The sequence below is a fragment of the Sporosarcina luteola genome (assembly GCF_023715245.1).
Lineage (GTDB): Bacteria > Bacillota > Bacilli > Bacillales_A > Planococcaceae > Sporosarcina > Sporosarcina luteola_C.
This window is the reverse complement of record NZ_JAMBNV010000002.1, coordinates 469,842-484,289: the sequence shown is the minus strand read 5'-3', so window position 1 is coordinate 484,289 and position 14,448 is coordinate 469,842. Positions and strand designations below refer to the sequence as shown.

The following is a 14,448-nucleotide window of genomic DNA, read 5'->3' as shown; positions in this document are numbered from 1 at the left end:
AATGAGCATAAGTCTCCTGAACTCGCGCATAACTCGGCCAAACTCGAGCATAACCTTCCCAAACTTGCGCAAAACGCCATCGAACACGAGCATAACTTCCTCAAACTCCCGCAAAACTTTTCACATCTCCCCGTATGATAACTTATCCACATTTTTTTAGCCCGATAACTATGAGAACGACAGGATTTGTGGTATTATATGTTGTCAGATAGTCAAGTCAAAACGGGTTATCCACATGTGGGTAACCGAGTTAGGAGGGTGAACAGTTTGCATTTTGATACAATAGCCGCCATATCGACTCCAATGGGGGAAGGGGCTATCGCCATCGTCCGGCTTAGTGGAGATGAAGCTATCGGCATTGCAGATCGAATTTTCCGTTCTCCGTCGGGGAAAAAACTTGCGGATGAACAATCACATACAATTCATTATGGGCATTTGAAAGATCCGTCCACGGAGGAAATTGTCGAGGAAGTCATGGTATCGATCATGAAAGCTCCAAAGACATTCACCCGTGAAGACGTTGTTGAGGTAAACTGCCACGGTGGCGTGGTGGCGGTGAACCGTGTCCTCAACCTTGTGTTGAAAGAAGGGGCTCGCCTTGCGGAACCGGGCGAATTTTCCAAGCGTGCATTTTTGAATGGCCGCATCGATTTATCGCAGGCGGAAGCAGTCATGGACCTGATCCGTGCAAAAACGGACCGGGCAATGAACGTTGCCTTAAATCAGATGGAAGGAAAGCTTTCCAAGCTGATTGGCGAGCTGAGGCAGGCGCTTCTTGAAACATTGGCGCAAGTCGAAGTGAATATCGATTACCCGGAGTATGATGACGTCGAAGAAGTAACCATTCCACTTATGATCGAAAAAGGGACATGGGTAAAAGAAGAGATTGAAAAGCTTCTTCGTACTTCATCTCAAGGGAAAATTCTACGAGAAGGATTATCCACGGTCATTGTCGGGAGACCGAACGTCGGAAAATCCTCCTTGCTGAACAGCCTCGTTCAGGAAAATAAAGCAATTGTCACCGATATTGCAGGGACGACCCGTGATATCATAGAGGAATACGTAAATGTCAGAGGAGTGCCGCTGCGTCTCGTAGATACGGCCGGCATCCGGGAGACGGAGGATATCGTCGAGCGGATCGGGGTTGAAAGATCCCGTCAAGTTCTGAAGGAAGCGGATCTTATCTTGCTTGTCCTCAATAGTTCCGAGCAGCTTACGGAAGAGGATATCCGTCTTTTCGAAGCGACCGAAGGAATGGATATGATTGTCGTCATTAACAAAACCGATCTGCCACAGAAAATAGATATGCAGCAAGTGAGGCAATTGACCGGCAATGGAGCGATCGTCACTACATCCATCCTGAAAGAAGAAGGCATTGATGAATTGGAAGAATCCATCGCTAAACTCTTCTTCGAAGGGACACTTGAAGCGGGTGATTTGACGTATGTGTCCAATGCGAGACATATTGCATTGCTCCACAAGGCGCATACATCTATCCAGGATGCTTTGTCCGCTGCAGAGGGAGGCGTGCCCGTCGACATGATTCAAATCGATGTCACGCGCACGTGGGAGCTCCTGGGCGAAATTGTCGGCGACACCGTCCAAGACAGCCTCATCAACCAGCTATTCTCTCAATTTTGTTTAGGCAAATAAAAGCGAAGGGAGGCGTTTAGCTCCGACAGGCACTGGAAGATTTGAACCTAAGGCGCTTTTTGCCTTAGAATCAAATCTGAAGTGACCGAGGGGCTGCCTCCTGAAGCCTAGATAGGTAAATAAATTATTCAAATAGACACGGAAAATTTATATATTAGGAAGGATGAACGAACATGCCACAATTTGAAGCAGGCACGTTCGATTGTATAGTTATCGGAGCAGGGCATGCCGGCGTCGAAGCGGCATTGGCTTCTGCAAAGATGGGTGCATCGACATTGGTGCTGACAATGAATCTTGACATGATCGCTTTCATGCCATGCAATCCTTCACTCGGAGGTCCTGCAAAAGGGATCGTCGTACGTGAAATTGACGCCCTTGGCGGCGCGATGGGGAAAGTGATCGATAAAACACATATCCAAATGAGGATGTTGAATACAGGGAAAGGACCCGCTGTCCGTGCGCTTCGTGCACAAGCGGATAAAGTCCTCTACCAACAAGAAATGAAACGCGTCCTCGAGGAACAGGAAAACTTGACGCTCCATCAAGGTGTCGTTGAAGAATTGATCGTCGAGGACAATGAAGTGAAAGGGCTCGTCACGCAAATCGGTGCAATCTACCGAGCGAAAACGATCATCATTACGACGGGGACTTTCCTTCGCGGGGAAGTCATTATCGGTGACTTGAAATACTCAAGTGGTCCGAACAATCAAATGCCGGCAATCAAGCTTGCTGAAAACCTACACGAACTTGGATTGGAAACAATCCGGTTCAAAACAGGTACACCGCCGCGAATCAATGGCAATACAATTGATTACAGTAAAACAGAAATTCAACCAGGCGATGACGTACCTCGTGCATTCAGTTATGAAACAACACAATTCATCATGGACCAGCTTCCATGCTGGTTGACATATACAACACCGAGAACACATGAAATTATCAATGAAAATCTTCATCTTTCCCCGATGTACTCAGGAATGATCAAAGGGAAGGGGCCAAGCTATTGTCCTTCGATTGAAGATAAGATCGTCCGTTTTGCGGATAAATCACGTCATCAGATTTTCTTGGAACCGGAAGGACGAAACACGAAAGAGTATTACGTTCAAGGCCTTTCAACGAGCCTACCTGAACACGTTCAACGCAGATTGATCGAAAGTGTCCCTGGTCTGGAGAAAGCGGAAATGATGCGTGCAGGATATGCGATTGAATATGATTCAATCATTCCGACACAACTTTGGCCGACACTCGAAACGAAAAAAATTAAAAATCTCTATACAGCTGGGCAAATCAATGGAACTTCCGGCTATGAAGAAGCAGCTGCCCAAGGAATCATGGCGGGCATCAATGCGGCAAGTAAAGTGCTCGGCAAGGAAGAAGTCATTCTTGGAAGATCGGATGCTTATATCGGTGTTCTGATCGACGACCTCGTAACAAAAGGAACGAGCGAGCCATATCGTCTTCTCACGTCCAGAGCGGAATATCGTCTCTTGCTGCGCCATGACAATGCTGATATGCGTCTTACAGAAATCGGGTACAAACTTGGGATGATCAGTGAAGAACGTCACGAGAAATTCCTCCTCAAGAAACATCAAATCGAAGAGGAAATCGAGAGACTTCGAAAAGTGACGATCAAACCAAGTGAAGCAGTTCAGGAAATCATCCGTGAATCCGGTGGAACAGAACTTCGCGAACCGATGAAAGCGGCAGATCTGTTAAAACGGCCGGAAATGAAATATGATCAAATCATCACTGTTGTACCGCCTGAAGAGAAGAAATCCGAAGAAGTGGCGGAGCAAGTCGAAATCTTCATCAAGTATGAAGGCTATATCGAAAAATCCATGCAGCAAGTGGAACGTATGAAGAAGATGGAGAACAAAAGAATACCTGAGAACATTGATTACAATGCAATATCGGGTATTGCCAAGGAAGCGAAAGCTAATCTGTCTGCTGTCAGACCGTTATCCATTGCGCAAGCATCGAGGATTTCCGGTGTAAATCCAGCTGATATTTCTATCTTGCTCGTCTACATCGAACAAGGGAAAATCGCAAAGATTACTGGTTAACATCATGTGACTGATGTGGGGTTAAGTCCGCGTCAGTCTTTTTTTACAGAAGGAGGATTCGAGTGAACGAAGAACAATTCAGAGAGGCGTTGAAAGAGCAGGGGATTAACCTAACCGATCATCAGCTTCAACAATTCAACAAATACTTTCACATGCTGGTCGAATGGAACGAAAAAATGAACTTAACAGCCATTACGGATTCGCCATCTGTTTATCTAAAACATTTTTATGACTCCATTACCGCTGCATTTTACACAGATTTGACTGGAAAGAAATCCATTTGTGATGTAGGTGCAGGTGCTGGATTTCCGAGCATACCATTAAAAATCTGTTTTCCAGAACTATCTGTAACAATTGTTGATTCTTTAAATAAACGAATTACATTCTTGACGGAACTCGCTAATGAACTTGAACTTAATAACGTAAGATTCATCCATTCCAGAGCCGAGGACTTCGGACAAAACCCGAAGTACAGAGAGAAATTTGATATTGTCACTGCACGTGCTGTTGCTCGTTTATCTGTACTTTCAGAGTTATGCCTACCGCTAGTAAAAGAGGGTGGAATCTTTATTTCCATGAAGGGCGCTGCTGCTGAAGAAGAATTATTGGATGCGAAAAAAGCAATCAATGTGTTGGGAGCGGAACTCGTCGAGAAGTTTTCTTTCAATTTACCTATGGAGGAAAGCGAAAGAAATATATTCATCTTGAATAAAGTGAAGAAAACACCTAAGAAATACCCTCGAAAGCCTGGCATCCCAAATAAAACGCCAATCATTTAATTGTTTCACGTGAAACAATAACTACTTGCTACTAACTCTGATGCGAATGAAAACAATTTACAGGCGCTTGAAATAGAGTGCCTGTCTTTATACTATCTATCAGTTTAATAGTATTGCAATCTAATAGAATTCTACTCTTTAATAAGTAGTAAAGAGGATATATAATAGATATGACGAAATAGCTAGTAACGATGAGCAGTTTTGTAAAGGTGGGTGCCGGCGATGAAAAACACGTTTTCACGGTTTTTTGGTAGTGGAGAAAAAGAACCTGATTTACAGAACAATGGTAACACTCCACAAGAGAAAGTCGATCAAGTTAAAATTGATTTAATTAAACCGAATAAATATCAACCTCGAACCATTTTTTCCGAAGAGAAAATTGAAGAGCTTGCACGTACAATCCATACACATGGTGTGATCCAACCCATCGTCATTAGAAAAAGCGACGAAGGGTATGAAATTATTGCTGGAGAACGAAGATTCCGCGCAATGAAGAAATTGGGTTGGGAAGAAGTGCCGGCCATCATCCGTAATCTCGACGATAAAGAAACAGCGTCCATTGCATTAATTGAGAACTTGCAACGTGAGGAATTGACCGCAATCGAAGAAGCGTATGCTTATGAAAAATTGCTGGAGTTACATGGGTTAACTCAAGAAGCGTTAGCGCAAAGACTCGGAAAAGGACAATCCACAGTTGCGAATAAGCTGCGTTTATTAAAGCTTCCGGATGATATCAAACATAAGATCTTGACGAAGGAAATATCCGAGAGACATGCGAGGGCATTGATTTCCGTCAAGGATGCCGAGTTGCAACATAGGCTGTTCCAAGAAGCGATTGACGAACAGCTAAATGTAAAGCAATTGGAAGAACGGATTCAGCAAGCATTGAATCCTGTTGAAGAAGAAAAGGAAAAAAAGAGAGCAGTTAAACGAAAATCGGTGAGTAAAGATGTCAGAATTGCATTAAATACAATTCGGCAATCATTGGCGCTTGTAACGAAAAGCGGAATCGATGTAGTGACAGAAGAAGAGGATGCAGAGGATTTCTATACAATCACTGTTAAAATACCGAAGAAAAAGTAGAAAACAACATAATATTCTCGTAAAATGTGCGAGACGCACTCTTGCTTGGATGAAGCAGGAGTTTTTTTGTGCTATACCTTACCACGACCAACGTTTTTTTGATAAACTAGTAAAGAGTCAAAGAAATAGAATGAATCTATTCATTATTGAAGATAACTGTTTAATAGATGAGTGAGAAAGCAGGTGCAAGTGTGGGTAAAATTATAGCCATTGCCAATCAAAAAGGAGGAGTTGGTAAGACAACCACTTCGGTAAATCTTAGTGCTTGCCTTGCTCATATCGGCAAAAAAATCCTATTGATAGATGCCGATCCGCAAGGGAATGCGACGAGCGGGGTAGGGGTCAATAAAGGTGACGTACATCAATGTATTTACGATATGTTAATCGATGATGTCAATATAAAGGAAGTTATTCACCAGACGAAGATGGAAAACTTGGATATCGTTCCGGCAACCATTTCTTTAGCTGGGGCCGAGATTGAACTCGTTTCAACCATTTCAAGGGAAGTGCGGATGAAACATGCAATCCAAGAAGCGAAGGAATTGTATGATTATATTATTATTGACTGCCCGCCTTCTTTAGGATTATTGACTATCAATTCTTTGACTGCTGCAGACTCAGTCATTATCCCGGTTCAATGTGAGTATTACGCATTGGAAGGATTGAGCCAATTACTAAGTACCATCAGGCTTGTCCAAAAGCATTTGAATGAAGGTCTCTCGATTGATGGCGTGCTATTAACAATGTTCGATGCCAGGACAAATTTAGGGATTCAAGTCATTGATGAAGTGAAAAAATATTTTCAAGATAAAGTGTACGGAACGATTATTCCACGAAATGTACGATTGAGTGAAGCGCCAAGCCACGGAGAGCCGATCATCATTTATGATTCAAGATCGAGAGGCGCGGAAGTATATTTAGAGCTGGCAAAGGAAGTGGTGCACAATGGCTAAAGGTCTTGGAAAAGGATTGAACGCTTTATTTCCGGATGAGTCGTTAACGAAAGCAGAGTCCATCGAGAACATTCGTCTGAAAAGTATTACAGTGAATCCGTACCAGCCAAGAAAGATATTTGATGAGAATGCAATCCATGAGTTAAGTGAATCAATCAAAGAACACGGAATTTTACAGCCTATCATTGTCCGAAAGGTAGGGACAATGTATGAAATTGTAGTAGGTGAAAGACGATTCAGAGCTGCTAAGATTGCAGGGTTGGCGGAGATTCCGGCAGTCGTCCGTCAACTGACAGATGAAGAGTCGATGGAATTAGCGATTCTTGAAAACTTGCAACGTGAAGATTTAACGCCGATTGAGGAAGCAGAAGCTTATCAGAAACTAATGGATAACCTTTCTCTTACACAGGAACAACTAGCATTCAGACTAGGTAAAAGCCGGCCACATATAGCAAACCATATCCGATTGCTCAGCTTGCCTGAAAAGGTGCGCAACTTGATTACAGATGGGAAACTATCAATGGGGCATGGGCGCACATTGCTCGGACTCCGAAAGAAGGAGCAAATTCTGTTGATTGCAGAAAAAACAATCAACGAAGGATTGAATGTCCGTCAATTGGAGAAGCTAGTCCATAAGTTAAATGAAAATGTTCCACGTGAAACAAAACCAGAAAAGAAAAACATTTTCATTGAAGAGCAAGAGTCGCATTTGAGGAAATATTTCGGTACGAATGTGACGATAAAGAAATCAAAGAACAAAGGTAAAATCGAGATTGAGTTTTTCACAGAAGAGGATCTTGAAAGAATCCTGGAACTATTGAATGAATAAGCCTATACCTATTTTGCTTGTTGCAAAATAGGTATTATTTTTACAGATGGAAGTGAAAACGATGATTTTATTCGGTTCGATTGTAAATGCCTTTCTTATCGTGGTCGGAGCTTTGCTTGGCCGTTTTTTATATAATATCCCTGAACGGATGAAAGAGACTGTCATGTACGGAATCGGATTGGCGGTCACAGCAATCGGCATTCAAATGACATTTGAAAGCACCCAAATTTTGATTGTCATCATTAGCATCGTTATTGGAGCAATCATTGGGGAATGGATGAACCTCGATGACAAAATAAATGAATTGGGAAAATGGATTGAACGGAAGCTCCCATCGAAAAAAGAAGGACCTGGTATTGCCCAAGGATTTGTCACTGCAACACTCATCTTCGTTGTCGGCTCAATGGCCATTATTGGAGCAATTGACAGTGGATTACGAAGTGACCATGATGTGTTGATCATGAAGGGAATCATAGATGGATTCACCTCTGTCATCCTTAGCTCCACGCTTGGCATTGGAGTCATGGTTTCCGCAGTTCCGGTATTCCTCTACCAAGGCCTCATCACACTATTTTCAACGCAAATAAGCCGCTTTGTACCGGATGACCTATTACAATTTTTCATTTCAGAAATGACAGCGACAGGCGGTTTAATGATCGTAGGAATTGGATTGAATCTAATCGGCATAACGAAAATCCGGGTGGCGAACCTCATTCCTGGCATCGCCGTCGTCGGTATTATTGTGACAGTCGTTCATTACCTGTTTTGAATCTTCCATAGGCAAGTTGAAGAGAACGGGAAATGATTCTGCTCATCTCAAAAGGAAGATGCAGTCGTGTGCTCTGCAGGACAGCTTGTTCCATGAAACCTGAAATGTTAACGACACCTTTGATGGATAAATTACCGACGGGTGGTAATTCTTTTCCGACGGCTTTGCCGGGATAGAGAGGCCCTTGATGAAATAGCAAGTGGCCGATTGAGTCGCTTCTACCTAAGCATGCATCAATTGCAACGATGAAAGAGGATGGTTCCCTCGATTGCAGTTCATCCAATTGTTGTTGTAAATTAAGAGCATGTAAAGGCTTTTCCAATGTCCCGACGACGTTGAATGGAAATAATAACGATTCGGCTAAGTGGGATCCAGTCAACGGACCTAATGCATCTCCCGTGGATCGATCCGTTCCAATACAAAAGAAGGTTAAAGAATCTTCATGAAAAGGGATTTGTTCAAGGAAATAAGTGCTGAGCTTCCAAACTGCGCCGGTTTCATTATAATGAAGACGATAATCATATTCTGTGGAAAGTGTTGTGTGCATGACAAAACTCCATTCTCATAAATAGTTCAATAATTGATTGTGTAGCAGTATACGCGGCTTCATGGGGATTTATACGGAAAGGTAAGATGCGGATGACAAATGCATTACTAGAGAGTATGAAAAGAATGTTCCTAGATGAAGAAACGGAGAGAATCGGCAGGTTCATCTTCTCTGAGGAAACATGGTTCCATATTGGAATGCTTGCTATTAAGATTTTCTTTATTATCACACTAGCTATACTTGTCGTTCATGTCGGCAAGTATATTATTAGAAGGATTTTCAGAATCAAATTAAAAGGACCTATTCGTAAAGAGGAGCGACGGGAACAGACCTTACATAAACTACTCGAGAACGCGCTCAGCTATATCGTCTATTTTTCTGCAATCCTGGCTGTTCTACAGGAGTTTAACATCGATGTGAAAGGGCTTCTGGCAGGAGCAGGGGTTTTGGGGCTCGCTGTCGGTTTTGGAGCGCAAAGCCTTGTGAAAGACGTCATTTCAGGATTCTTCATCCTATTCGAAGACCAATTTTCAGTGGGGGATTACGTTAAAATTGGCACGGCTGAAGGCAGGGTGGAAGAAATCGGTTTGCGGACAACGAAAATTAAAAACTTTACAGGTGAAATTTTCATATTGCCGAATGGAACAATTGCACAAGTCGTTAATTATTCATTGAAAAACTCATTGGCCATTGTAGACGTCACTATTCCATTTGAACTTGGCGTCGAGAAAGTCGAAAAGTCGATCGAAGCTTATCTTAAGTCGATGAGCAAGGACAACCCCGATCTTTTAGGAAATCCGAAATTGATTGGTGCTCATGATTTCACGGAGGACTCAGTCATTGAACGGATAATCGTGGAAACGAAACCGATGCGTCATTTCGATACTGCAAGGAACATAAGCATGGGCATAAAAAAACATTTAGAGCAGGAAGGAATCGAGATTCCATATCCTATGCTCGTGTCAAAATCATTTGATAACCAGTAGGGGCAAGGAAGGAGTGAGATGAACGGTGGAGAAAGAGTTTCAGTTGAAAGACGTCGTGGAAATGAAAAAGCCGCATCCATGCGGAACAAATGCTTGGAAAATCATCCGCATGGGTGCTGACATCCGGATCAAATGCGAAGGCTGTGGCCATAGTGTAATGATCCCACGAAATGAATTTGCAAAGAAGATGAAAAAGGTGCTTGTCAAAGCGGAAGCTGAACAAAATTAGACAGGAACGCCAACTATTCTTATAATAGAAGAGTTGCAAAGATGATTATGAAATTGACCTATATGAAAGGTTGGGAAATAAATGGCGTTAACAGCAGGTATCGTTGGTTTGCCGAACGTCGGAAAGTCGACTCTATTCAACGCAATAACGAAGGCGGGAGCAGAGGCTGCCAACTATCCGTTCTGTACAATCGATCCGAACGTCGGGATTGTAGAAGTGCCCGATGAAAGGCTTCAAAAATTAACAGAGCTTGTCGTACCGAAAAAGACAGTGCCGACAGCTTTTGAATTCACAGATATTGCAGGGATTGTAGAAGGGGCGAGCAAAGGGGAAGGATTAGGAAATAAGTTTCTCTCCCATATCCGCGAAGTCGATGCAATCTGCCAAGTCGTCCGTTGTTTTGACGATGAAAATATTACACATGTATCAGGGAAAGTAAATCCGATTGACGATATCGAAGTCATCAACTTGGAACTGATCCTTGCTGATATGGAAAGCGTGGACAAGCGATTGACACGCGTCTCCAAAATGGCAAAGCAGAAAGACAAGGATTCAATGGCTGAAGAACCAGTGCTAATGAAGTTGAAGGATGCTTTCGAGAACGAAAAGCCTGCTCGATCCGTTGAACTGACGCCGGAAGAATTCCAGCTCATCAAAGGAATGCACCTGTTGACGATTAAGCCAATGCTCTACGTTGCAAACGTATCCGAAGATGAAATTGCGGATGCGGAAGAAAACGAGTATGTCAAAACGGTCCGTGAATTTGCCAAGCAGGACAATGCAGAAGTGATTGTCGTCAGTGCAAAAGTCGAGGAAGAAATGGCTGAATTGGATGACGAAGAGAAGGCGATGTTCCTTGAAGAGTTAGGCATCAAGGAATCTGGCCTCGATCAACTCATCAAAGCATCTTATCATCTACTAGGACTCGCCACATATTTCACAGCAGGCGTTCAAGAAGTCCGCGCATGGACATTCCGAAAAGGGATGAAAGCGCCGCAATGTGCAGGCGTCATTCACACAGACTTCGAACGCGGCTTCATCCGGGCAGAAACAGTGGCATATGATGCGCTTGTAGAAGCAGGCTCCATGGCAGCTGCAAAAGAAGCAGGCAAAGTCCGTCTGGAAGGTAAAGAATACATCGTCCAAGATGGAGACGTCATGTTATTTAGATTTAACGTGTAAATAAATGAAAAAACAACCGGAGAAGGGATATCCTTTTCCGGTTGTTTTACTGTATATTTCGATCAGGTTTGAACAGATAGAGCTTTGGCAACTCGGGATCATCTTTTACAAGCCAATCATCCGGGAATTTTTTCAGTTCCTTATGCATTGCAAAGTCACCCGCAGCCCCGCCAATGAGAAAAGCGGCTAGACCAAGCCAGATGCCATTACTCGTAACTAATCCAATCATCGCTGGTACTACGCCAGTCGTCCAAAAAGGAAGCAATAACGCTTTCTGAATAGCCCGGTTCGTCATCAGCCGATTGGTCGTAGCATAAGCAATACCCAACTTGAGATTCATTCCGATAATCATGCTCTTCCAAGGTACATTCCCAAACACCCTGAAACCAAGAAGATGAAAAAGCTCATGAAGAATTATCAAGAATATATAACCGACAATGAAATACAGAACATTCCGGATGGAAAAAGTGAAAGATAGTTCCTGCTGTATAAGACCATCTACAACCAGCAATCCAATGAGCGTCAGAATGGTAAGCAGCATGCCACTCTTAGCAACCGTGGGTAAGTCGATTTCAATGATTTTGTCTGGTTCAGTAATATTATTCATCAGATCACCTCTTATTATAATTATACACGACTTGGATAAGTTGATTTATAGTTTGAAAAGAACTTGCCAAGGATTGAAGCGAAAGGCGGCGTCTCCTGGGGGATCAGCGGGACAGGTGAGACCCCGCAGTGGAGCGCAAGCGACCGAGGAGGCTCACCGCCCGCCCCCCGGAAAGCGACCGCCTGCAGCGTAAATCCGATTAACTATATTTAATAGTTGATTGTATGAAGACATCATGTTAAAATATGATGATGTGAGTAATAAACATTACTTACTCCTTGCCCGCCGTAACAAGTGGGCCAAAGTCCATAAGGAGGTGACTAAAGATGAGAAAGTACGAAATCATGTACATCATCCGTCCAACAGTAGAAGATGAAGCGAAAAAAGCATTGATCACTCGTTTCGATGACATCCTAACTTCAAACGGAGCGGAAATCATCGAGTCGAAAGAGTGGGGCAAGCGTCGTCTTGCATACGAAATCGACGACTTGCGTGAAGGCTACTACCAATTGGTAACAGCTAATGCAGACACTGCAGCAATCGATGAATTTACACGTCTTGCGAACATCAACGAAGCTATCATTCGTCATATGGCTGTTCGTCTGGACAACTAATCCATAGAAGAACGAAATGCAGTACCGTTAAAAGGTGGAACTTGAAAATGATGAGGGAGGTTGCATTCTGATGATTAACCGTGTCGTTTTAGTCGGCCGATTGACAAAAGATCCTGAACTCAAGTACACGCAGAGCGGAATCGCGGTAACGCGTTTTACGCTAGCGGTGAATCGGACGTTCTCTAGCCAATCAGGAGAGCGTGAAGCTGATTTCATCAACTGTGTCACTTGGAGGAAACAGGCGGAAAACACTGCGAACTTTTTACGTAAAGGAAGTCTTGCTGGGATCGAAGGCCGCATCCAAACGAGCAGCTTCGATGGACAAGACGGCAAACGTGTCTTTATGACAGAAGTCGTAGCGGACAGCGTGCAGTTCCTTGAACCGCGCAGTGCAAATGCTGAGAGATCTGGAGCTGCTTATGGTGGTGCACCACAGAACGAACAACCTTATTATCAGAATCAGCAGCCGAACCAGCAATATCAACAACCAGCTCAACAACAAAATTATACACGTACTGACAATGATCCATTTTCAACGGGCAGTGGTCCGATAGAAGTATCGGATGATGATCTGCCGTTCTAATAGAGAATTGTCGGTAACGTAGTCAAGTAAGGAGGGAAAGCGATATGGCACCACGCCGTGGAGGTAAAAGACGTCGTAAAGTCTGCTATTTTAATTCGAATAACATTACACATATCGATTATAAAGATACTGACCTACTTAAGAAATTCGTTTCTGAACGTGGAAAGATCTTGCCTCGCCGTGTAACTGGTACAAGCGCAAAATATCAACGTAAATTAACGTCTGCTATTAAACGTGCTCGTATTATGGCACTTCTTCCGTTCGTTTCGGAAGAAAGATAAGAAATACTATTTAAACCGCCTTGTGATACCGGCATTTCCGGTCTCTGGGCGGTTTTTTGAATTTCCTTTTTATGCGTCTTTGGGAAGGTTTATGCGTGTTTGCGGACGGTTATGAGTGTTTCCTGGGAAATATGCGTGTTTGATGGCGTTTATGCGTGATTCGAAGAAGTTATGCGTATTTGTCAGATGGAAACCGACGCGGACTGTCTGCTGTGTGTTGGACAGGAAGTCATCCTGTCTTTTGGTTAATCGGCGGCAATCATGATACAATTATAAGAACTCACTTTCAATGAGGAGATAGAAAATACTAAGTCCATTGACTGGACGGAGGAACAGAATGATGCAGGACCAATCTCGAAAAATAACATACGGTGCGATGATGCTCGCATTGTTCACGATACTTCTGGCGGGGGCATTCTTCATCCCTTTCCTTGGAAGCATCATTATGATATTCATTCCGTTGCCGATCATTCTTTATCGGCTGCGTTATGACAGAAGCTCGACGATTTTCGTGGCGATTGCAGGGGCAATGCTGTCCCTTATTGTTGGGGGCATTTTATTAGTGCCTTTCGCTGTGATGTTCGGGGTACTTGCCTTCCTGGTTGCCGAATCGGTACTGTTGGGTAAATCCAAGCTTTACACGTTCATGGCATCGGGATTATTTTTCATCATAACAGGTATATTGGTTTATCTCATAGCCGCGCTTGTTTTTGAAGTCAATGCGATCGACAGTCTGATGACGATGCTGAAGGAATCGGAGACGCAATTCAAGGCGTCGCTCGAAAGTTTAGGTGCACTTCCGGAAAACTATGAAAAAATAGTGGGAGAGGCGTTCACTATGTACCGCTCTGCCATTCCGGCTATGTTCATCCTGTCGGTGTATGTGTTTACATTCATCATGGTGATCCCCAATTTCGAGATGCTCCGCAGACTTGGCCATCAAGTGCCTGTGTTTCCGCCATTCCGGGAGATGAAGCTGCCTGTCATTACGATTTTCGTATACGGGCTGATCATTATACTTCCTTGGATGATGGAATTGAAACCGGATTCCTCGGCTTATTTGCTTTATGTCAATGCAACGATTATTTTACGGTTTCTTTTACTAGTGCAAGGGTTGGCATTGATTCACTATTTTATGTATAAAATGAAAATGCCTACTTTTGTCACGGTACTTTCCACTATTTTCGCATTGCTTTTCAGTCCAATAACCACACTTCTTGGCATACTTGATATAGGCGTGAATATCCGTGCTTGGATCGGAAAAGACAACTTGAAGTAAGGGGATGAGAC

Annotated in this window: 16 protein-coding genes; 14 read left to right on the top strand and 2 right to left on the bottom strand. The window is 43.3% G+C overall.

Features of this window, described 5'->3' with window-relative positions:
- Positions 1–267: 267 nt before the first annotated feature.
- The 7 genes from mnmE (at position 268) to M3152_RS13880 (ending at position 8,129) form a co-directional block, all read left to right on the top strand.
- Positions 268–1,653 carry a tRNA uridine-5-carboxymethylaminomethyl(34) synthesis GTPase MnmE gene (mnmE, locus tag M3152_RS13910; RefSeq protein ID WP_251695859.1) on the top strand — a complete coding sequence of 462 codons (1,386 nt, stop codon included), beginning with the start codon at positions 268–270 and terminating at the stop codon, positions 1,651–1,653.
- 173 nt (positions 1,654–1,826) lie between these two features.
- Positions 1,827–3,716, top strand: a complete 1,890-nt coding sequence (mnmG, locus tag M3152_RS13905; protein WP_251695857.1) for a tRNA uridine-5-carboxymethylaminomethyl(34) synthesis enzyme MnmG — start codon at positions 1,827–1,829, stop codon at positions 3,714–3,716.
- 62 nt (positions 3,717–3,778) lie between these two features.
- Positions 3,779–4,495, top strand: a complete 717-nt coding sequence (gene rsmG / locus M3152_RS13900; RefSeq protein ID WP_251695855.1) for a 16S rRNA (guanine(527)-N(7))-methyltransferase RsmG — start codon at positions 3,779–3,781, stop codon at positions 4,493–4,495.
- Positions 4,496–4,717: 222 nt separating this feature from the next.
- Positions 4,718–5,578: a nucleoid occlusion protein gene (gene noc / locus M3152_RS13895; RefSeq protein WP_251695853.1), complete on the top strand. Its 861-nt coding sequence runs from the start codon at positions 4,718–4,720 to the stop codon at positions 5,576–5,578.
- A 191-nt stretch (positions 5,579–5,769) separates the two neighbouring features.
- Positions 5,770–6,531, top strand: a complete 762-nt coding sequence (locus M3152_RS13890) for a ParA family protein (protein WP_251695851.1) — start codon at positions 5,770–5,772, stop codon at positions 6,529–6,531.
- On the top strand, positions 6,524–7,360 hold the full coding sequence (locus M3152_RS13885; protein WP_251695850.1) for a ParB/RepB/Spo0J family partition protein: 837 nt from the start codon (positions 6,524–6,526) through the stop codon (positions 7,358–7,360). The genes M3152_RS13890 and M3152_RS13885 overlap by 8 nt, the downstream gene beginning before the upstream one ends.
- 61 nt (positions 7,361–7,421) lie before the next feature.
- On the top strand, positions 7,422–8,129 hold the full coding sequence (locus tag M3152_RS13880; RefSeq protein ID WP_251695848.1) for a DUF554 domain-containing protein: 708 nt from the start codon (positions 7,422–7,424) through the stop codon (positions 8,127–8,129).
- On the opposite strand, the gene yyaC is transcribed toward M3152_RS13880, so the two are convergent.
- Positions 8,098–8,676 (bottom strand): spore protease YyaC, encoded by a 579-nt coding sequence (yyaC, locus tag M3152_RS13875; RefSeq protein ID WP_251695846.1) that lies wholly within the window; start codon positions 8,674–8,676, stop codon positions 8,098–8,100. The two genes, M3152_RS13880 and yyaC, sit on opposite strands and share 32 nt — an antisense overlap.
- A gap of 92 nt (positions 8,677–8,768) precedes the next feature.
- Between yyaC and M3152_RS13870 the strand changes: the two genes are divergently transcribed.
- From M3152_RS13870 to ychF, 3 genes are all read left to right on the top strand, one after another.
- Entirely contained in the window at positions 8,769–9,662 is an 894-nt protein-coding gene (locus M3152_RS13870) for a mechanosensitive ion channel family protein (protein WP_251695844.1), read from the top strand.
- A gap of 25 nt (positions 9,663–9,687) precedes the next feature.
- Positions 9,688–9,891 carry a DUF951 domain-containing protein gene (locus M3152_RS13865; RefSeq protein ID WP_262175426.1) on the top strand — a complete coding sequence of 68 codons (204 nt, stop codon included), beginning with the start codon at positions 9,688–9,690 and terminating at the stop codon, positions 9,889–9,891.
- An 81-nt stretch (positions 9,892–9,972) separates the two neighbouring features.
- Positions 9,973–11,073, top strand: coding sequence for a redox-regulated ATPase YchF (gene ychF, locus M3152_RS13860; protein ID WP_251695843.1), 1,101 nt, complete (start codon positions 9,973–9,975; stop codon positions 11,071–11,073).
- Positions 11,074–11,119: 46 nt separating this feature from the next.
- Here ychF and M3152_RS13855 read toward each other — a convergent pair whose 3' ends face one another.
- Positions 11,120–11,680: a DUF3267 domain-containing protein gene (locus tag M3152_RS13855; protein ID WP_251695841.1), complete on the bottom strand. Its 561-nt coding sequence runs from the start codon at positions 11,678–11,680 to the stop codon at positions 11,120–11,122.
- 326 nt (positions 11,681–12,006) lie between these two features.
- Between M3152_RS13855 and rpsF the strand changes: the two genes are divergently transcribed.
- From rpsF to M3152_RS13835, 4 genes are all read left to right on the top strand, one after another.
- Entirely contained in the window at positions 12,007–12,294 is a 288-nt protein-coding gene (gene rpsF, locus M3152_RS13850; RefSeq protein WP_251695840.1) for a 30S ribosomal protein S6, read from the top strand.
- A gap of 70 nt (positions 12,295–12,364) precedes the next feature.
- Positions 12,365–12,877 (top strand): single-stranded DNA-binding protein, encoded by a 513-nt coding sequence (ssb, locus tag M3152_RS13845; RefSeq protein WP_251627352.1) that lies wholly within the window; start codon positions 12,365–12,367, stop codon positions 12,875–12,877.
- A gap of 44 nt (positions 12,878–12,921) precedes the next feature.
- A complete protein-coding gene (gene rpsR, locus M3152_RS13840; RefSeq protein ID WP_251695838.1) occupies positions 12,922–13,158 on the top strand; it encodes a 30S ribosomal protein S18 in 237 nt (78 codons plus the stop codon).
- A gap of 337 nt (positions 13,159–13,495) precedes the next feature.
- Positions 13,496–14,437 carry a YybS family protein gene (locus M3152_RS13835; protein ID WP_251695836.1) on the top strand — a complete coding sequence of 314 codons (942 nt, stop codon included), beginning with the start codon at positions 13,496–13,498 and terminating at the stop codon, positions 14,435–14,437.
- The last annotated feature ends 11 nt before the right edge of the window (positions 14,438–14,448 follow it).